General features: G+C 42.8%; 13 protein-coding genes. 4 read left to right on the forward strand and 9 right to left on the reverse strand.

Annotated elements, in window-relative coordinates; genetic code table 11:
- The first annotated feature begins 7 nt into the window (after positions 1-7).
- Positions 8-925 (forward strand): DUF2156 domain-containing protein, encoded by a 918-nt coding sequence (locus DW862_RS00775; RefSeq protein ID WP_004305058.1) that lies wholly within the window; start codon positions 8-10, stop codon positions 923-925.
- 13 nt (positions 926-938) lie between these two features.
- Entirely contained in the window at positions 939-1955 is a 1017-nt protein-coding gene (locus DW862_RS00780; RefSeq protein ID WP_120067096.1) for a GNAT family N-acetyltransferase, read from the forward strand.
- Between the two features lie 64 nt (positions 1956-2019).
- Here the strand turns inward: DW862_RS00780 and DW862_RS00785 are convergent, their stop codons facing one another.
- From DW862_RS00785 to folP, 8 genes are all read right to left on the reverse strand, one after another.
- Complete coding sequence (locus DW862_RS00785) at positions 2020-3315, reverse strand: BNR repeat-containing protein (RefSeq protein WP_120067097.1); 1296 nt, start codon at positions 3313-3315, stop codon at positions 2020-2022.
- Positions 3316-3329: 14 nt separating this feature from the next.
- Positions 3330-4370 carry a glycoside hydrolase family 43 protein gene (locus DW862_RS00790; protein ID WP_117809409.1) on the reverse strand — a complete coding sequence of 347 codons (1041 nt, stop codon included), beginning with the start codon at positions 4368-4370 and terminating at the stop codon, positions 3330-3332.
- Between the two features lie 1065 nt (positions 4371-5435).
- Positions 5436-7385 (reverse strand): glycoside hydrolase family 97 protein, encoded by a 1950-nt coding sequence (locus tag DW862_RS00795; RefSeq protein ID WP_120067146.1) that lies wholly within the window; start codon positions 7383-7385, stop codon positions 5436-5438.
- A gap of 36 nt (positions 7386-7421) precedes the next feature.
- On the reverse strand, positions 7422-9887 hold the full coding sequence (locus DW862_RS00800; protein WP_120067098.1) for an alpha-L-arabinofuranosidase C-terminal domain-containing protein: 2466 nt from the start codon (positions 9885-9887) through the stop codon (positions 7422-7424).
- A 376-nt stretch (positions 9888-10263) separates the two neighbouring features.
- Positions 10264-11241, reverse strand: coding sequence for a glycoside hydrolase family 43 protein (locus DW862_RS00805; protein ID WP_165861862.1), 978 nt, complete (start codon positions 11239-11241; stop codon positions 10264-10266).
- Positions 11242-11264: 23 nt separating this feature from the next.
- The gene (locus DW862_RS00810; protein ID WP_120067099.1) at positions 11265-13601 is read right to left on the reverse strand and encodes a beta-galactosidase; all 2337 of its coding nucleotides are present in this window, start codon (positions 13599-13601) and stop codon (positions 11265-11267) included.
- A 307-nt stretch (positions 13602-13908) separates the two neighbouring features.
- Positions 13909-14673 (reverse strand): diadenylate cyclase CdaA, encoded by a 765-nt coding sequence (cdaA, locus tag DW862_RS00815; RefSeq protein ID WP_004299718.1) that lies wholly within the window; start codon positions 14671-14673, stop codon positions 13909-13911.
- 11 nt (positions 14674-14684) lie between these two features.
- Positions 14685-15551, reverse strand: coding sequence for a dihydropteroate synthase (gene folP, locus DW862_RS00820; protein WP_181981035.1), 867 nt, complete (start codon positions 15549-15551; stop codon positions 14685-14687).
- Positions 15552-15668: 117 nt separating this feature from the next.
- Here folP and DW862_RS00825 point away from each other — a divergent pair, with 117 nt between their 5' ends.
- Complete coding sequence (locus tag DW862_RS00825; protein WP_120067100.1) at positions 15669-17684, forward strand: HAMP domain-containing sensor histidine kinase; 2016 nt, start codon at positions 15669-15671, stop codon at positions 17682-17684.
- 77 nt (positions 17685-17761) lie between these two features.
- Positions 17762-19057 (forward strand): UDP-N-acetylmuramoyl-tripeptide--D-alanyl-D-alanine ligase, encoded by a 1296-nt coding sequence (gene murF / locus DW862_RS00830; RefSeq protein ID WP_118196118.1) that lies wholly within the window; start codon positions 17762-17764, stop codon positions 19055-19057.
- 95 nt (positions 19058-19152) lie between these two features.
- Here murF and DW862_RS00835 read toward each other — a convergent pair whose 3' ends face one another.
- The gene (locus tag DW862_RS00835; RefSeq protein ID WP_055235245.1) at positions 19153-19578 is read right to left on the reverse strand and encodes a VanZ family protein; all 426 of its coding nucleotides are present in this window, start codon (positions 19576-19578) and stop codon (positions 19153-19155) included.
- Between the last annotated feature and the right edge of the window lie 53 nt (positions 19579-19631).

Below are 19631 nucleotides of genomic sequence, written 5' to 3' on the forward strand. Positions count from 1 at the left end.
CAATTTTATGATTCCATTTAAAGATATCACATTAGCAGACAAAGACACAATCACCTCATTCACGATGAAAAGTGATCGCCGCAATTGCGATCTTTCATTCTCCAATCTTTGCAGCTGGAGGTTCTTATATGACACTCAATTCGCAGTGGTCGACAACTTTCTGGTATTCAAGTTCTGGGCGGGAGAACAACTTGCTTATATGATGCCCGTAGGCACAGGAGATTTGAAAGCAGTATTGTGGGAACTGATAGAAGATGCCCGCAAAGAGAACCAGCATTTCTGTATGCTGGGAGTGTGCAGCAATATGCGCGCTGATCTCGAAGCTATCCTTCCGGAACAGTTCACTTTCACAGAAGACCGCGACTATGCGGATTATATTTATTTGAGAAGTGATCTATCTACGCTGAAAGGGAAGAAATTCCAGGCGAAAAGAAATCATATCAACCGGTTCCGCAACACTTATCCGGATTACGAATACACACCGATTACCCCGGACCGTATTCAGGAATGTCTGGATCTGGAAGCAGAGTGGTGTAAAGTGAATAACTGTGACCAACAGGAGGGGACAGGCAACGAACGTCGCGCCCTGATTTATGCTCTCCACAACTTCGAGGCACTCGGACTGACGGGAGGTATCTTGCATGTGAACGGTAAAATTGTCGCATTCACATTCGGTATGCCTATCAATCATGAAACATTCGGCGTACATGTAGAAAAAGCGGATACCAGTATTGAAGGTGCGTATGCCATGATTAATTATGAATTTGCCAACCGGATTCCCGAACAATATATCTATATCAACCGGGAAGAGGATTTAGGTATTGAGGGTTTACGCAAAGCCAAACTGTCTTACCAGCCGGCAACGATTCTGGAAAAATATATGGCTTGCCTCAAAGAGCATCCCATGAATATGGTAAAATGGTAAATCCATTATAAATATGATGATAAAGGAGCAAGTAAAAGCATTGTGGAAAATCTGTTTTGACGATAGTGAAGAATTCGTTGAAATGTACTTCAGACTGCGCTATAAAACAGAGGTGAATGTCGCCATCCAAAGTGGCGATGAGGTAATCTCTGCGCTTCAGATGCTTCCTTATCCGATGACTTTCGGCGGAGAAACAGTGCAGACTTCCTATATTTCAGGAGCCTGTACGCATCCCGATTTCCGAAGCAAAGGGGTTATGAGAGAGCTCTTATCACAGTCTTTCGCCCGGATGCTGCGGAATGGAGTATATTTCAGTACATTGATACCGGCAGAGCCCTGGTTGTTCGACTATTATGCCCGCATGGGATATGCTTCCGTATTCAAGTATTCAACTAAAGAGATCGTTTTGCCGGAGTTTATTCCTGCTAAAGAGATAGCGGTCAGTGTGGTATCAGAGTTTCAGGAAGAGATCTATTCTTATTTGAATAAGAAGCTTTCCGAACGGGCTTGCTGTATTCAGCACACGCTGGAAGACTTTCAGGTTATTATGACTGATCTTGCCATCAGCGGAGGATACTTATTTGTAGCCAGACAAGAAAACGAAATCAAGGGGGTGACTATTATATATAAAGGAGACAAACATATCATTATCAATGAGCTTTGCGCTGAAGATAAAGATGTGGAATATAGCCTATTGCATGCTATCAGGCAACACACCGGATATAAGTGCATGGTTCAACTCTTACCTCCCGAAGATCAACAGCCTCAACATCCGTTGGGCATGGCACGTATCATCAATGCCAAAGAAGTGCTACAAATCTATGCCGCAGCTTTTCCCGAAGATGAAATGCAACTGGAATTATCGGATAAACAACTGTCGGTAAATAACGGTTATTATTATCTGTGTAAAGGGAAGTGCATGTATAGTACCGAGCGACTGCCCGGTACACATATACAGATGAATATTAGTGAACTAACAGGTAGAATACTCCAGCCGTTAAAGCCATATATGAGCTTGATGATGAATTAAGACACGAATTACACCACCTAGGAAGAGTACGAAAAAAAGAGTTGCAGATAATTCCTTCATATCTTTACTTATTTATATTCATATCTGTTTCTAATACATATACCATTTGAGGGTCAATTTCCGCTGTACGTTCACCATCTCCCTGACGGGTGTGTTGCACAAAAAGGTGAAGTTTCCGCTGTTTCTTCCAGAGCTCCGTATCATGGGACGGTTCCCAGGCATCCACGGAAAAGTCGGTCAAATCCGTTATCGTCCATTTACTAATGCCGACGTCGGACGCATGTGCCATTGAGACGCGGCTTCCCCGTTCTTCGTCGCGGAAAATATAAAAGACTTCCCCACCCTCTACCACAATACGCGGACGGGCAATAGGTATCATTTTCGTACCGCCACCCTTCAAGGTAAAAGGTGTTTTGCGATCTGTGATCTGCCGTTGATGCCATACTTTCCCGTCATTCCAGACGATACGATATTGGGGCACGTTACTGTCGGGATCCCGCCAATAAGTGGCTATATACGGATTTCCTTCTGCATCGGCACTCATACTTGTTTGATTAATCAACTCACAGTTTTGAGGCAAACGACAGGCATACTCTGCATTAGACAATTTGATAGGAAGTTCATATTGCTCTCCACTTGATTTATACCAAGTCACTCCATTATCAAACGAACGGGCATAACATATATCATGGTTTGTTTCCACATGCCAGCTTTCGCGCCACACCCACGAAAGATGGATGGTTCCTTTCTCATCGACATACATTTGCCAATAAGCATTCCGTTTATTTTCTCCGTCAATCAGTATATCCTGAATACGAGTCCATTTATGTTCTTTCAGCGAATAACGGTTCATCACCAAGTTACCACGACCGGAAGAACCGGAACGATAAACAAACAGTAAATCTCCTCCGGATAAAGAATAAAACTCCGGATAGGTTACATTTCCTTCATCAATTCCGGTCATCGGTATTTTATCTCCCAGTTCCAGAGAACCAGGAGCAATGCTCCGGCAATAATTCAGTTTATGTCCATGATGATCGAAAGACACGTGTATGTAACCTTCTCCATCCACCATCATACTGATTACATTATGAGCATCCTTTACATTTCCCTGATATTGGGTGCGGTGTAAAGTCCATTGTTTCGAATCCAGTTTCCGTTTTCCAAGTATCAGATAGCCGTCGTTATCGTAATAACTGATATATTGTTCCTCACCGTGCGTCACCAGCGAGTTATTCCGAAAGACCGTCGTATTGACCGAAGTACAGCTATATCCCTTTCCTACTTCCACCAAACGCTGGGAACAGACAAGAGTAGGAACAAGTATTATTCCGCAAAGTAGTAGTAATATCCGTTTCATGCTTATCTTCTTTTTTATTTGTCAAAGATGGAAAGAGTCCATTTTTCATGCCAGGGAATTGTTATCTTTCCGTCTTTTACAAGTACAGGCAGCCATACATAGCGGGAGTCTTCCAAGTCTTTCTTTTTCCAGCGGTCGAACATAGCGATGTATGCGTCCTTCTTTCCGATAACAGGCTGAACGTAAGTACTCTGCGCGTAAAACGTTTTATCCGCATCCGGTCCCGTACAAGGATTACCGATCGTTTTCCACGTTCCCATAATAGAATCGGCCACTGCTATTTCGGCCACATTCGGATCCCAGCCTGTGCAACCGGAGCTTAACATATAGTATTTACCATTATATTTAAACACAGCCGGAGCTTCACGAGACTCTTTGACGAAATTACGAGTAAACCGTCCGCTGGGTTTCAGATAATCATCAGTCAAAAGACTAATATACATGGTTTCATTATTTTCCGAAGAATAGAACTGATAAGCACGTCCGTCATCATCCACAAAAACTGTCTGATCACGGCTCATCGCATTGTTCGGACGGAAACTTCCCTGATAGACGAACGGTCCGACAGGAGAATCGGCAACCGCCACGCCGGCACAAGCCTTACTGTAATCGGCACTTTCCACATGTGCCCACATTACAAACTTACCGGTCTTCTTATTAAAGATGACTTTCGGACGTTCCAACACTTTGGACGGATGCAGGTCATGATTCGGATCGTCTTTGACTGCCGGAAGCACAATTCCTTCAAATTTCCAATTCAGCAAGTCTTTAGAAGAGTAACAACCGACTCCGGTCACGTCTGTACGATAACACTCCCACGTAGCCCAGTCCGGCAAAATCGTTTTTCCTTTCTTGTATTCACCATACCAATAGTAAGTACCATTGTGATAAAGAAGTCCGCCACCATGGGCATTGATCGGATTTCCATCCATATCATTCCACACTTGTCCGGGGATAAACGCCGTGTTCTTCTGTGCCTGCATTGATACAGGCAATAACAACGCACAAACGACTCCTGATAATATACACTTGATTATTCTGCAATGTCTATTCATATTCATGATATTAAATAAGATTTCTTGTTTACAAAGATAGATGATACATTAAATATAAAGGTACACTTATGTGTCAAAAAAGGACTAAAAAACAATCATTCTCCGCTAAATGCACGATATTACAGAGCATTTGCACTTCGATTTTAGCCTGCGTTTACCATATAATACGATAGGGATAGGGATTTCACCTATCAGTTCACTCAATAAAAAGAACCTACCCGATTTCAACACAAAGTGATTTTCTGGTCGAGCAGGTCATTTATATATACACATAAAATGCTTTTCTGATAATCCGGTTTCCTAATCCTATATGGCACTTCTCTATCTATGCTTCTGAAAACATACCTTACCTGCTTCCTTATCCATTACTAACTACCCTCTCTTTCATTAATAACAAACTTTCTTTTGATTATAGGTAAACTTCCTATTACCAGTATGCAAACTTACTTTTCATTAAATGCAATCTATAAATGAAAGTTGCGTTTATAAAAACAAAACTTGCAATTATATAAATGGAAGTTTCATTTATATAATCAAAGCTTGCATTTATAGTTTTCTTATAATGCAAAGAAAGTTTGGGTCCTATACAAAGGAAGTTTGTCCCTTATAGAAAAGAAGTTTTCCTATAATAGTTTGGAAGCCATCTATTAATACTTCTCCTGCCAGCTATAGATAAAAGATTTAGCAGACTAGACAGCTGTAAAAGCCAGGGTAGAAAGGTGAAAGGAAGGTGAAAGCCAGCCCTTCACCCGCTAATGCCGATGAACAGGGCATTGTGAAAGGTGAAGGGTCTTTTCTTGAATATGATTATTTTAGTATACCAGCGTAAGGCAATGTCTGCAACCACAACTAAATGAATTATATCCACGAAACATTTCTCAAATATGATTTCATTCAAAGAATAAAGAAAACAGTCTATATTGTTTATATTCAAGCAATTATTCATAGCACAATTTGTGTAGCATAAAAAGTGCTACATAAATTATGCTATAAATATTGATTCTATCAAACTTTTACCGAATAATCATTGCCACATGATCCCACAACAAACGGTAGAACTATCATCTATTTGTTTACCAATACAGCACCTCCCTGTGGAAGAATCTCCAGCTGCACTTTACCGTTCTCTTTCACTTTCAACGGCACAAGCTGTGGCTCTCCTTTCTTATCATCCTTATACAGGGTAACCGTTTTTCCGGCAAACATTTCTAAATCCAGTTTCAACTTCAATGTTTCTTTTCCTGCATTCACAGCAGCCAGATACCAAGTATCATTGTGACGACGTGCCAACACGACATATTTTCCAGGATATCCGTCAATGAAACACGTCTCATCCCACGTGGTAGGAATCGTTTTCATATAGTCCATGCAAACAGGGGAAACATCTTTCAGGTTGTTGGGGGCAAGTGCAAAGTTCTGTACCGGATTCTGGAATAACACGGTAGTGGCTAATTGAAATATATCAGTAGTGCGACGCGTAGTTCCTCCGTCATTGTTGCGGTTCAGCCGTTTGTTCAGGAAACAACCGCCAAATTCCATGCTGCCCACTGCATTGCGAATAAACGGATGCAGACAAGCATTGAAAGCCTCTTTATCGCAAAAGTGCTGGTTGAATACCATATTCTCGGATGCCAGTACGGCTTCACTACCAACATAATTCAGATACATGCGTTCCCATCCGCGAGGGATTGTACAACCGTGGAAGATCACCATCAGGCCGTGATCGTCGGCATCACTCAAGATATCTTCATACAGGCGCATCGTTTCTTGCTTGTCGCCACCAAAGAAATCGACTTTAATGCCTTTTACTCCAAGACTCTGTAACCATTTCATCTCCCGTTTGCGAATAATGGCGTTGTCCATGTGATTAACCGGTCCTTGCTCAATATCATTCCAATAACCGGAAGAGCTATACCATAAGAAGAGTTCCACGCCTTTACTACGTGCGTATTCTACCAAAGACTTCATGCGGTCGCGACCGATGTTCGTATCCCAGCAGTTATCAATCAACGCATACTCATATCCCATTGCCGCAGCAAAATCAATATATCGCACCTGATCGTCATAGTTGATACTACCATCCTGCCAAAGAATCCAGCTCCATGTGCCGCGTCCGAAACGGTAGTCATATTTTGTTTCATAAAGAGGACGCACGACATCCCACGCAACAGTTGTTTCCACAATCGGTTTCAAAGTTTCGCCAACTGTTATGGTACGCCAGGGAGTAGCTCCCGGCAAGGCAAATGCCGGAGCAACCGTTCCGTTGCCATTATTTTCTTCTGCCATCGGGAAAGCAATCGTATACAGATTACCTTCGCTCACATCGCTTAAACGTGAGCCGCAATATCGACTGTCCACTCCTGTCTCGCTAACCAGCACCCAACCATCGTCACCAATACGGAACAGGCAAGGGAATGTGTAACCATGCCCGTACTGGGAACGGTCACTCATCGGAGCATCTGCCTTGTATTCGTCCTCATAACTGGGTTTTGTACGCTTCCATCCTATCATAGCATCGCTTTGCGGACACAAGAAAGTAGTAGTCTGTTGCGGAAAACGGAAACCGGTTTCTTCGGCAGTCACCGTTACACTTCCTTTTCCATCCTGACGCGGCAGGGTATAACGGAAAGCTACATCATTGTTGCTGACACGAAAGACAACGTCTATTTTCTGTCCTTTCGGATTCTCAAAATGACAGTTCAGCTCGTTTGCCTGATAATGCACTTGTGAGGTTTTAATACGATCCTGATGGTAGACGGTATCAATCGGGGTGACCGTATGCCCTGTCAGTTTCATTCCTTTAGCAAAGTCACCGATATTCGTGTTCATACCCAAAGGTGATTTCTCCAGCATGGTTTTCCCATTATAGGTAATGGAATAACTTGGCTTTTCGGCAGGGGAAGTAAAGACAACCAATTGCAGTTTTTCATTCGGTCCTTTCACGACCACGTCTTGTGCCATCAGCGAAGTCAGACAGCAACCAGCCACCAGTAGAGTGCTTATTATCTTCTTCATATTATTCATGTTATTATGTTCTTCATTTATTTCCTGTTATTTCTCATTTGCCTTTTTTATCCGGATCACCGTAAAAGAGTAGGCAGACAATTGGCAATCAAACTTTTCTGCCACTTCCACTGTATCTTCAACAGGTAGCGGAGTATCTGCCGGTTTGCCGGTCAGTACGGTTCTCTTTGCAGAAGACTGTATCGCACCGATTCCGGAAAGGTCGACATGGGTATTAACCTCTACTGGAAGTAAGTTGACCAACTTCACAATCACATCTCCACTTGCCGAATCGCGGACAATGGAAGAAGCAAAACGTTTCTGCACTTTATCGTCTTTATTATCCAAAGTGATCTTCGACGGCAAATATTCGTTTCCGGCATTCTGTCCGTAGAGTTTCTGCACATAATATCCGGTGGTCGGTTTCACTTCCCGGTTATTGAAGTAAATCAAATCCGGATTCCATTGGGTATGTCCTTCTTTGGCGAGAAGAGGAGCGTAAGAAGTCATGTGTACAACGTCTCCATTGCGTTCCAGGGCAGCAAGATAAAGAGCTTCCGTCAGTGCAGTTTCGATATTCGCTTTTCGTCCCGGGATATGAGTCGCATATTCGCCCAGATATACTTTTGTCTTTTTCGAACGGTCGTATTTATCGTAGAAATCCTGATTGTTCAGGAACCATCCCGGAGTCTGATAATAATGTTCGTCCACCATCGGCACACCCAGTTTGTCGGCCAGTTTCCATCCTTCTACGTAGTCTGTACCTTCATTGAACGGTCCTACTGTACCTACAACGATCATTTCCGGATATTTTTCTTTGATGGCATTAAATATCATTGTAAAACGTTCTTCGAAGATATCGGTGATGAGATCTTCATTTCCGATACCAATGTATTTCAGGTTGAAAGGTTTCGGATGGCCTGCTTCGGCACGTACCTTTCCCCACTTTGTCTTCTTAGCGTCGCCGTTTGCCCATTCTATCAAATCAAGAATATCCTGAATATAAGCACCCATTTCGCTCATAGGGATACCGCCTTGCTGTCCGCCTCTCAAGTCACCGTGACAGGCAGAGTTCTGGCAAGGAACACCGGCAGCCAATACCGGAAGCGGTTCCGCACCAATATCTTCGCAGAATTGAAAATATTCAAAATATCCCAGTCCCATGCTTTGATGATACCCCCAAAGGTTGCGTTGAGCCTTTCTTGCTTCTAACGGACCGACTGTGTTTTTCCATTGATAGATATTCTTCAGACCATCACCATGAGCCACACAGCCACCCGGAAAACGGATGAAACGGGGATGAATGTCAGCTAACACTTGAGCCAGATCCTTGCGGAGTCCGTTCTTGCGTCCTTTAAATGTATGCTGCGGAAACAGGGAAATCATATCCAGATTCAATTCTCCAGCAGATTGGGGAATGATTTCGAGGCGAGTATCTGCGGTTGCTTTGGCAGTAATCACTGCTTTATACGTTTTCCATTGACGGGAAGACACAGTCAGAGGAGTCTCTCCACATATATTTCCTTCTCCATCTACCAAACGAACCTGTAATTTATTTGATTGACCCTGCGGAACCCTCGCAAATATGAAAAAGTCATATTTCTCTCCGACATTCAGCGCGATACCATCAAAGCCTGTATTTTCTAACGCGGCTCCCGGTCGTTCTACATTCAATACGGCATAGTGCGGATTATTGGCATGAATAGGATCGGTAGTAGCAATAGTGAAAGTGGTTTTATCTCCTTTCAATGTCCACGAATGAGTACTATTCCAGTTCTTATCTCCTTCCCTGTCCGAAGGGTCATACTCGAAGTCGCGGTTTTGGATAAGTTCTGCATAGAGTCCTCCGTCTGCCGAATAATTAATATCTTCAAAGAAAGCACCCAACAAGACATCGCTGATGGTCTTGGCACGTTCGGGTTGTACGGTGACCGTTGCTTTTACAGGCTTCAAACCGGCAAAACGTTCTCCATCCTGTACCGGACGTTCTCCATGCAATGAGTTCCGATATTGATTCCAGCCATAATTCTTATTTAATCCATCTACCAAAGTCCACGCTACCCGGTTGATAGTTCCTTTCTGCTCCTCTCCGGCAACTACGGCTTTCACTCTTGTTCCGTTAAAATCGGAAGTAGTACGGGGATATTTCTGGCTGGTCCAGTTTATCAAGTCTTTAGAAGTGGCCTGACCGTATCCATCACGATCATTCAATTTCCAGGTACATATCCATTCGCCAGCGGGCGACTGTTTCAAATAAGGGTCGAGCATTTTCTTCTGTGATCCCCAACGGCTGTAATCACACCGGAGATATCCGTAGTTCCGGCCGACTTCAAACCAGTTTTCCTTATCCATGCTCCAGGCAAAACGAAGCCCGCTACGTCCGTCGTCTCCGGAAGTAGCGAAGGAAAAGAGATAAACCGAATCGGGGGTACTCGTCATTTCTTTGATTGCAGCTAAAGTGACTTGCTGAAACGACAAAAACAAGACAACTAAAAACAGGAATAATTTTCTCATGGTATCTATTGCATTAAGATTATCAATCGCAAAGTTAAGATTTTCATTATTCTAACTGATATATTTCAAGCTATAATTGGTTGTTTTACACTTAAAAATATATAAGAAACAAGTAAACAAGGGTAAAATATACACTTTTTCCAATATCGTATACTATTTTCCTGGATTACACTAGTGAATCCACCTTATCTTAATAACTCAAAAAAGACGAAAGGATGAATGTATTTATCTGGAAATAAAGACTACCCGCTTAAAATTCATTGAATTTGTAGATAAGAGGTGCCCAAATTTCCTTTCAACGAAATCATCTTCGCGACAAGAAGCTGTGGCGAGGATGATTTCTAATTTAGATGGGTTTTGATCTTCCTCCTTTAGATCAGAAACCTTCCGGTTTACCATACGCCTTGAAAAGGCGTTGCAATTCTTTTTGAGTAATCGGAATAACAGTGCCGTGGCGTGGATGGAAATCCATACTGATAGCATAGTCAATCACTTTGAAGTGTTCCAGATCAGCACTTTCCGTAAACTGGTATTTGCCTTTCATATACACATCATACATCAAGATATACTTATCCGAGCCAATCAATGGAAAGATGCCCGCACCCTCTACTGCATCCTTCGTCTGCTGCTTATAGTCATCTGATTCCGTCCACTGCCCGGAGGTCAGAGAGGAAGTAGTAGCCTTCTTAATGCCATTTCCATTCCCTTCCGTTTTATAGAATAGGTGATAAAGCCCGTCTTTATAAATGATGTCTCCGTCAATACATGACTTTTCGTTTTTCGGAAGAAACAGCGGTTTCGGTTCTCCTTCTATATCGGTGAAATCCTTGTTAGCATAAGCATAATAAATGATGTCCGGACCATTGCCATGTTGCATGGACCAATAGATCATGTATTTTCCGGCTTCCTTGTCATAAATCGTTTGTGGCGCCCACACACGTTTCAGGTTTTCCTGATCGGGATATTTCTTCTGGATATTCACGATATTGGAAGTCCAGTGTACAAGGTCTTTCGATTTCAGCAATACCATGGCGCGATTAGAACTCCATCCATTGGCAGATACCATGTCTGTAACTACCATATAAAACGTCTTCCCGTCTTCACAACGTAAAATATGAGGATCGCGCACTCCGCCTGTTGAACTAATCACACGGGAATCAAGTACCGGTTGATTTCCATTCAAGGCTTTATAATTATATCCATCGAGACTAACAGCCATCCTGACGGCTTCTTCACTCATGCGATTGCCGGTGAAATAAACAAACAGGTAGGCAGATTGTTGGCAATATCCAGTCAACACTCCTACGAAGAGGAGTGCGAAAAGGATTATATTTTTCTTTATATCTATTATCATTTCAATACTTGTACATCAATAGTTTAGTAATTAAAGTCGGCAGATTTCACATACACCCGATATTCTTTAATCATGCCCGGATATTCTTTCTCGGCACGGGGCAGATAGCGGAAGCCAGTCACTGTTTCCACTTTACTCAAGTCAATCACCAATTGATGAGGATAAGGGACATTATCCACAGTCATCCAGAAAGTAGATTCCTGCAAATCGAATATTTTATCGGCTGTACGGTTGCCGCTGCGTGTTTCTTCACTATCGGCATAACGAATCTTCCAATGCTCACGAGATACCGGTTTGCCATCAGCTCCCAGGACATCGAACTCTGCCACTGCTGCGATGTTATCATTTGCTTGCGGAGAAAGCGCTTCCAAACAGAAATAACGTCCTTTCGCCGGAGCAGCAAATCGTACTTCCTGCCAGCCGTTGCCCGGAGTGAAAGCACCTTCGTGTGTTACTTTCTCACCTGCCAGTTTCAGTTTTTCTCCATCCTTGCGGTGTGTTTCGGGAGCTTTTTCACGAAGCATATCAAGAATAGGTTTCTTCAAGCCTTTGATAGAGGCTTTGGCAGGACCTTTCAGATCCAACACAAGAATTTCATTCTCTCCTTCTTTCAGCCAGCAACCCGGCATAAAGAGGGTCTGTTGTGGACCGATTTCCCAAAAACGTCCCATTGCATGACCGTTCACCCAAACCATACCTTTACCCCATGTGCTCATATCCAGAAATGTATCTCCTACTTTATCCAGTTTAAAAGTGCTCTTGTAGTAAGCAGGCATAGCCGGTAGTATTTTTGTATCGTTATATTTCTTGTCTTTAATAAAAGAATAATCTACTGGAAAGTTGTACACAGTCCAGTTTTTCAATTCCTTAACCTGATTACCCGAAACTAGTTCCACCTTTTCTGTAATACCTTTGCGGTCGTGAATGGATTTGTCAAAGTTGACACGTCCCATTGCTTCCACCAGAATATCCAGTTGCGTACCTTTCTTCAAAGCAGGCAAAGTCGTAGTAAATTCTCCTTTACGACGGTCCAAACGCGCCAGAAGTTTGCCGTCGGCATAGATTTGCGCCCAGTCGTGCACTTCCGTAATCTTCAAAACGGTTCCTGCGGGGGTTGCTTCAGGCAATGTGGTCCGATACAGAATAGTTCCCCATCCCTGATTGAATTGTTCCATCGGTTGAATATCCACTGTTTGTTTGGCTTCCGGCAAATTCGAGAATAGCGGAGCCACTTTATTAAAATGAATTTCGGGAATCTCAAGAACAGGCAAAGCGGCGGGGATTTCAGGCAATGATTCACTGGCCGGAAGATAGTTTTTCAATAAATTGCGAAGCAAGAAAAACTTTTCGGTCGTCCATCCGGCTTCACTGATCGGAGCGTCATAATCATACGAACTGCACATAGCGGAATAAGCAGGGTTGTTTGCACCTCCCCAATGACCGAAAGTCGTTCCTCCGTGAGTCATATAGAGACTGAAAGAAATATTCCGGTCGAGCATATCCTTGATGCCCTGTACCATATCTTTTGCAGGACGTGTTTCGTGTTTCCACCCCCAATGGTCGAACCATCCGCTCCAGAACTCACTACACATCAATGGAGTTTCGGGACGAAACTCTTTCAGTTTCTTAAACTGCTGGTCGATATTAGCCCCAGTTCCGAAATTCACAGTCCAAATCAGGTCGTCAAGTGCGTTATTGGTAAAGTTACTGCTCCAGTCACATTGAAACAGAGGTACATCGGTGAAACCGGATTCACGAACCAAATCACGCACGGCAGAAACGTATGGTTTATCGGTTCCGTAAGAGCCATACTCGTTCTCCACCTGAACCATGATAATGTTTCCTCCTTTATTCACTTGCAACGGAGCCAGTTGCTTACCGACTTCTTTCATAAAAATGCCTACCCGTTCCATATAATAAGGATCAAGCGTGCGCAAAGCTACGTCTTTTTTCTTTAACAGCCACCAGGGAAGTCCCCCCATCTCCCATTCCGCACACACATACGGACCGGGACGGACAATGACGTACATTCCATGTTGCTGCGCAAGTTTACAGAAAGCGGCAATATCTTTCTGCCCAGAGAAGTCGAACTTTCCTTCTTCCTGTTCGTGGATATTCCAGAAAATATAAATGCAAATCGTATTCATTCCCAATGCTTTGCACATCTCTATGCGATGACTCCAGTAAGCCTGTGGGATACGGGTGTAATGCAACTCCGCCGCCTTCACCACAAATGGTTTTCCATCAAGCAGGAATGTGTTCTTGCCCGCCTCAAATTTGTGGGCAGTGGTTTGCGCCTGTGCACTACTAAAGAGAATAACTGTAAAAAGTACCAGTAAAGCAATGATTTTGTTTTTCATGGTTTATTCAAAAATAGAATTTTAATAGTATACGGCAAAGGTAGGCGATTCACCTAAAAAGGAGGGGATAATTATCATTCAAAAAGGGTTAGAAATAAAGCAAAATAGCGCCAATTGACGCTATTTTGCTTTATTTCATTTATTCCCGATCGCAGATATACCTGGCAGAAACATAACCATTAGTCACAAAAGGATTATCCATATCTATTGTTATTGCCCTAAAGATAATAAATAAAACACCAATGGTCAAATAATGATAGTCATAAAACAACCCTCATTATTTGACCATTGGCTTATCACTATAAAATCAGTTTTCTTTTGTCAGCAGACTTTCCAATTCTTCCGCGTTCAGACGAAGATAAAATTGCCCGCGATAGGCTACGGAGATACCGCCTGTTTCTTCCGAAACAATAATAGCATGAGCATCCGACTGTTGAGAGATTCCCATTGCTGCGCGATGTCGCAAGCCCAGTTCTTTCGGTATATTCAAATCATGGGATACAGGAAGAATACATCCTGCCGCCTTGATACGTTTTTTGCTGATTACCATTGCGCCATCGTGCAACGGACTATTCTTGAAGAATATATTTTCGATTAAACGTTGGTTGATCGCCGCATCAATCAGCTCGCCCGTACGGACGACTTCGTCTAAAGGAACGTTATGCTCAATGACAATCAATGCACCGACTTTTTGCTTCCCCATATTCAAACAAGCCATTACCACCGGCATGATATCGTCATGCTTCAACGACTCTTTTTTCGAACCGTTAAAGAGACGGGCCAGTGCGCTGACATGTCGGTGAGATCCCAAAGTCAAGAGAAAACGGCGTATCTCATCCTGAAAAAGAACAATCAACGCGATCACACCCACATTCATCAATGTGTCGAAAATAGAGCCCAACAATTTCATTTCCAGCACTTGCGTCACCACCAGCCAGATCAGGATAAAAACCAGAATTCCGGTGAACACCTTGATAGAACCGGAAGCTTTCATCAATTTGTAGGTATAGTACAAAACAAAAGCTACCAGCAGAATATCGATAAAATCTTTTATGCCAAACTCAAAAAACATGCACCCTCCTCTTATTTGTCATATCCACTCTCTATTTTTAATTTCTCTGTGATCCGGACAGCTTCCACCGCTTCACGCACATCATGCACCCGCAGGATATGCGCTCCTTTCATTAACGCAACAGTGTCCAATACGGTTGTCCCGTTCAATGAATCTTGCGGGGTTCCTCCCAACAATTTATAAATCATTGATTTCCGTGAAACTCCCACTAAAACAGGAAGTTCGAAGATATGAAACTCTTCCAGATGTGCCAATAGTTCATAATTATGTTCCAGTGTTTTTCCGAATCCGAATCCCGGATCGAGAATGATATCTTTCACTCCCAAGTCGCGAAGTTGCTGCACTTTACGGGCGAAATACAGGAAAACATCTTTTATCAGATGATCATAAGACGGTTCTTTCTGCATATTTTGGGGAGTTCCCTGCATGTGCATCATTATATAAGGTACTCCCAAGTCGGCTACTGTCTGAAACATCCGGTGATCCATTTCACCGGCAGCTATGTCATTAATAATAGCCACTCCATATTCTTTCACACATTCTTCCGCCACATCAGCCCGGAAAGTATCAACGGAAATAATGGCTTCGGGATGATTACGATTCAGGATCTCCAAACCGGTGCGCAGTCTTCGCATCTCTTCTTCAGCAGAAATATGTTCGGCATTCGGTCGTGAAGAATAGGCTCCTATATCAATTATTGAAGCACCTTCATCAAGTATCTGCCGGGCCCGGGCAGCAATGTCTTCTTCAGTCTGCATCCGGCTGCCGGAATAAAAAGAATCGGGAGTAACATTTAAAATTCCCATCACCTGCGGAGTAGCAAGATCGAGCAACCGCCCTTTTACATTTATATAAATAGGAGATATAGGTTTCATCATTGACAACATTCCTTTTAGATCGCCTACAAATGTAGATAAAAAAAGCAAGTATTCGTACTAAAAAGAAGAAATAAACGTATATTTGCAAACTATAGAAGAACCCGAAAAATTCATACCATGAGCCGATTAACCCTATTTCGCGTAGGATTTCTTTTCCTCATTTTGTTCTTTACCACTACTGCTAAAGCTCAAAAAGAGGCTGAAACTTTCAATGTTGACTCTACTCTCTATGAATATTATCAACGTTGTCAAGAATACTTGTTAGAGCCTGTTGTACTTAATATGTCCGACACTTTATTCCGAATGGCCGGCGAACGGCAGGACGAACGAATGCAGGCAGTAGCCATAGCTACTCAACTGGATTATTATTATTTCCAGGGAACCAATGAAGACAGCGTAATCCACTATACCAACAAAGTAAAAGAATTCGCCAAGGCCACTCATCAGCCTAAATACTATTACTTCGCATGGGCGAACAGATTAATCACCTATTACCTAAAAACAAGCAGAACAAACATAGCACTTTATGAAGTGCAAAACATGTTAAAAGAAGCTCAAGAAGAGGATGATAAGACCGGCCTCTCCCGTTGCTATAACATCATGTCGCAAATCTACACCATCAAAAGATTCGATTCGATGGCGTTCGAGTGGCGATTGAAAGAAATCGAGCTGACTGAAAAATACAAGATCGAAAACTACAACATCTCCCAGACTTATGCCCAGATAGCCAACTATTACATCAACCAGAAAAAGCAAAAAGAAGCATTGGCTGCTGTGGAAAAAGCCATTGCAACTGCCAATTCCTCTACGCAACAAATATCTGCCAAGTTGGAATTCGTAAACTACTACAGCAAGTTCGGCGACTTTCAAGCTGCCGAAAAATTACTGAAGGAGTGTCAGGCAGCATTTGAACAGGACAAAAGACTGGAGTCTATCAAAAAGAGACTGTATAATATAGAATGTTTATACTACCAGCAGACCAAACAATATCAGAAAGCGCTGGAAGCCGCAAAGATGCAGGAAAAAGAAGAACGCCGTTTAAGCGAAAGCATACTTAGCAGCAGCCATTATCGCACACAGGGAGAAATCTACCAAAAGATGGGGAATATGAACCTGGCGGTCAAATATCTGCAAATGTACATCAACGCGGATGACTCTTTGAAAATAGCCAATGAGCAAGTGGCCAGCAGTGAATTTGCCACCTTATTAAATGTAGAAAAGCTCAATGCCGAAAAGAAAGAACTCATGCTTCAGGCACAAGAGAAGGAGTTGCATAATAAAACAACCTTGATTATTTCATTGATTATTTTATTAGGTATCTTATTCATATTCCTTTATAGAGAAAACTTCCTGAAACGCAAACTGAAAGTTTCGGAAGCCGAACTTAAAACAAGGAATGAAGAACTTATGGTATCGAGGGAAGAATTGCGTAAAGCCAAAGATATAGCGGAGGCAAGCAGCCGGATGAAAACAACGTTTATCCAAAGCATGACGCACGAAATCCGCACACCGCTCAACTCTATCGTAGGCTTCTCGCAGGTATTAAGCGACCATTACAGCAACAGTCCGGAAACACAAGAGTTTGTCAATATCATCAAAAGCAACAGCAACGACTTGCTTCGACTGGTGACTGATGTGCTCACGCTGTCCGAACTGGATCAATATGAACAACTGCCCACTGACGCCGAAACAGACCTTCATGCAATCTGTCAACTTGCATCTGAAGTTGCCAAAGATAACACGCAGAAAGATGTGGAGGTTTTATTCGAACCTGAAAGAGAAAGCCTGCTCATACGCAGTAATTCGGAACGTATATCACAAGTATTGAACAACCTGGCACATAATGCCGCTAAATTTACGACTCGTGGCAGTATTCGCATCGCTTATTCCGTATTGGAAGCAGAAAAGAAAATTGAAATCAGCGTCACCGATACAGGAACAGGCATCCCGAAAGACCAACAGGAAGCAGTATTTGAACGTTTCTACAAAATGAACTCTTTCACGCAGGGCACCGGGCTCGGACTTCCGATATGCCGGAGTATTGCCGAAAAGTTAGGAGGCAGCCTCCGGATCGACACTTCTTACACAGAAGGATGCCGGATGATCCTGACTCTTCCTTTGATATATGCCTAAGCAAAAAACTGTCCGAACTCCCATTAAATCCGAAAGAATAGCCTATCTTTGCAACGTTTTAAATAAAAGATCAGGTTATGAAACTTTCTGCTCTTTACCAGATTTTTCTGGATTGCCAATCAGTAACTACTGATAGCCGGAACTGCCCAGACGGTTCTTTGTTTATCGCCTTGAAAGGTGAGTCGTTCAACGGTAATGCATTTGCCAAATTAGCGCTGGACTCCGGATGCGCGTTTGCCATTATCGATGAAATACAGTATGCCGTAGAAGGCGATCAACGATATATACTTGTAGACGACTGCCTGCAAACCATGCAGCAGCTTGCCAACTATCATCGCCGCCAACTCGGAACGCGAGTGATCGGCATTACGGGCACTAATGGAAAGACAACCACCAAAGAGTTAATTTCCAGCGTTCTCTGCCAAGCCCACAATGTACTTTATACTTTAGGTAATCTCAACAACCACATCGGCGTACCGACTACCCTGCTACGGTTAAAACCGGAACATGACCTTGCCGTCATTGAGATGGGCGCCAACCATCCGGGGGAAATCAAGTTTCTTTGCGGAATAGCCGAACCGGATTATGGGATTATCACTAACGTAGGCAAAGCTCATCTGGAGGGATTCGGTTCTTTCGAAGGAGTTATCAAAACCAAAGGAGAGCTTTATGATTTCCTCCGCAAGAAAGATGCCATCACCTTTATCCATCACGATAACCCCTATTTGATGAATATCTCACAGGGATTGAACCTGATTTCTTATGGAACAGAAGATGATCTCTATGTCAATGGCCGGATTACCGGCAATTCGCCTTATCTTGCTTTCGAATGGAAAGCCGGTAAAGACGGTGAACTCCATCAAGTCTGTACACAGTTGATCGGAGAATATAATTTCCCGAATGCCCTGGCTGCAATCACTATCGGACGTTTCTTCGGAGTGGAAGCAAAGAAGATCGATGAAGCTCTGGCAGAGTATACGCCACAGAACAACCGTTCCCAACTTAAAAAGACGGAAGATAACACGCTTATCATTGACGCATACAACGCAAACCCAACCAGCATGATGGCTGCCTTGCAAAACTTCCAGAACATGACAGTCCCTCACAAGATGCTCATATTAGGAGATATGCGCGAACTAGGTGCTGATAGCCCGGCCGAGCATCAGAAAATCGTTGACTACATCAAAGAAAGTGATTTTGAGAAAGTATGGCTCGTGGGAGAACAGTTTGCCACAAGTGAACATTCTTTTAAAACTTATGCAGATGTGCAGGAAGTTATAAAGGATTTGCAAGAAGATAAACCCAAAGGATATACCATTCTTATTAAAGGTTCCAATGGGATCAAGCTTAGTTCAACGGTAGAATTTCTATAAAGCCGGAATGGTAAACTTCAAATGATAAACGGTGAATAATGGTTGACTATATCATATCCATTATTCACCGTTTATTATTTGCCATCGTTCACGGCTCATCGTTCACCTTTGTTGTTCATAGGTTGCCTTTTACTATTTATTTTCATCCTCGGCCGTACGACATAATAGGCCACTAAACTAGCCAGAATCGCCCCTGTTGTATTGGCCGCAAAATCCAACCAGTCACCACCCCGGTAAGTAGTACAGTATTCCTGCAGCAACTCTACACAACCGCTGAAAAGCACCGGACAAAGGAACGCACCTACCCACGCATGCCACATGGGAGCATGATCCCTGCGATGTGCACGCAAAAACTCCAGCCACAACATCCCCGACATACCGAAATACATACAAACATGAACCAGTTTGTCTAAATTGGGAATTTCATTCAAATCCGTCTTAGGCGGTTTAAAGAACGACAGATAAATCACTGTCAAAATGATAAAAAGCGAGATAGGATATTTCTTAATATAAGATAGCATATCTAAATAATATTACAATTTTCGTGCAAATATAAGTATCATTTTCTATATTT

Source organism: Bacteroides sp. AM37-9 (assembly GCF_003603455.1).
GTDB classification, from domain to species: Bacteria; Bacteroidota; Bacteroidia; order Bacteroidales; family Bacteroidaceae; genus Bacteroides; species Bacteroides xylanisolvens.

Bases quoted from the DNA above. Each gene is read 5' to 3' on its own strand.
- DW862_RS00810 (WP_120067099.1), bottom strand. From the start codon at position 13,601: ATGAAAAACAAAATCATTGCTTTACTGGTACTTTTTACAGTTATTCTC.
- DW862_RS00775 (WP_004305058.1), top strand. From the start codon at position 8: ATGATTCCATTTAAAGATATCACATTAGCAGACAAAGACACAATCACC.
- cdaA (WP_004299718.1), bottom strand. From the start codon at position 14,673: ATGTTTTTTGAGTTTGGCATAAAAGATTTTATCGATATTCTGCTGGTA.
- DW862_RS00805 (WP_165861862.1), bottom strand. From the start codon at position 11,241: ATGATAATAGATATAAAGAAAAATATAATCCTTTTCGCACTCCTCTTC.
- DW862_RS00785 (WP_120067097.1), bottom strand. From the start codon at position 3,315: ATGAAACGGATATTACTACTACTTTGCGGAATAATACTTGTTCCTACT.
- folP (WP_181981035.1), bottom strand. From the start codon at position 15,551: ATGATGAAACCTATATCTCCTATTTATATAAATGTAAAAGGGCGGTTG.
- DW862_RS00800 (WP_120067098.1), bottom strand. From the start codon at position 9,887: ATGAGAAAATTATTCCTGTTTTTAGTTGTCTTGTTTTTGTCGTTTCAG.
- DW862_RS00825 (WP_120067100.1), top strand. From the start codon at position 15,669: ATGAGCCGATTAACCCTATTTCGCGTAGGATTTCTTTTCCTCATTTTG.
- DW862_RS00790 (WP_117809409.1), bottom strand. From the start codon at position 4,370: ATGAATAGACATTGCAGAATAATCAAGTGTATATTATCAGGAGTCGTT.
- murF (WP_118196118.1), top strand. From the start codon at position 17,762: ATGAAACTTTCTGCTCTTTACCAGATTTTTCTGGATTGCCAATCAGTA.
- DW862_RS00795 (WP_120067146.1), bottom strand. From the start codon at position 7,385: ATGAAGAAGATAATAAGCACTCTACTGGTGGCTGGTTGCTGTCTGACT.
- DW862_RS00780 (WP_120067096.1), top strand. From the start codon at position 939: ATGATGATAAAGGAGCAAGTAAAAGCATTGTGGAAAATCTGTTTTGAC.
- DW862_RS00835 (WP_055235245.1), bottom strand. From the start codon at position 19,578: ATGCTATCTTATATTAAGAAATATCCTATCTCGCTTTTTATCATTTTG.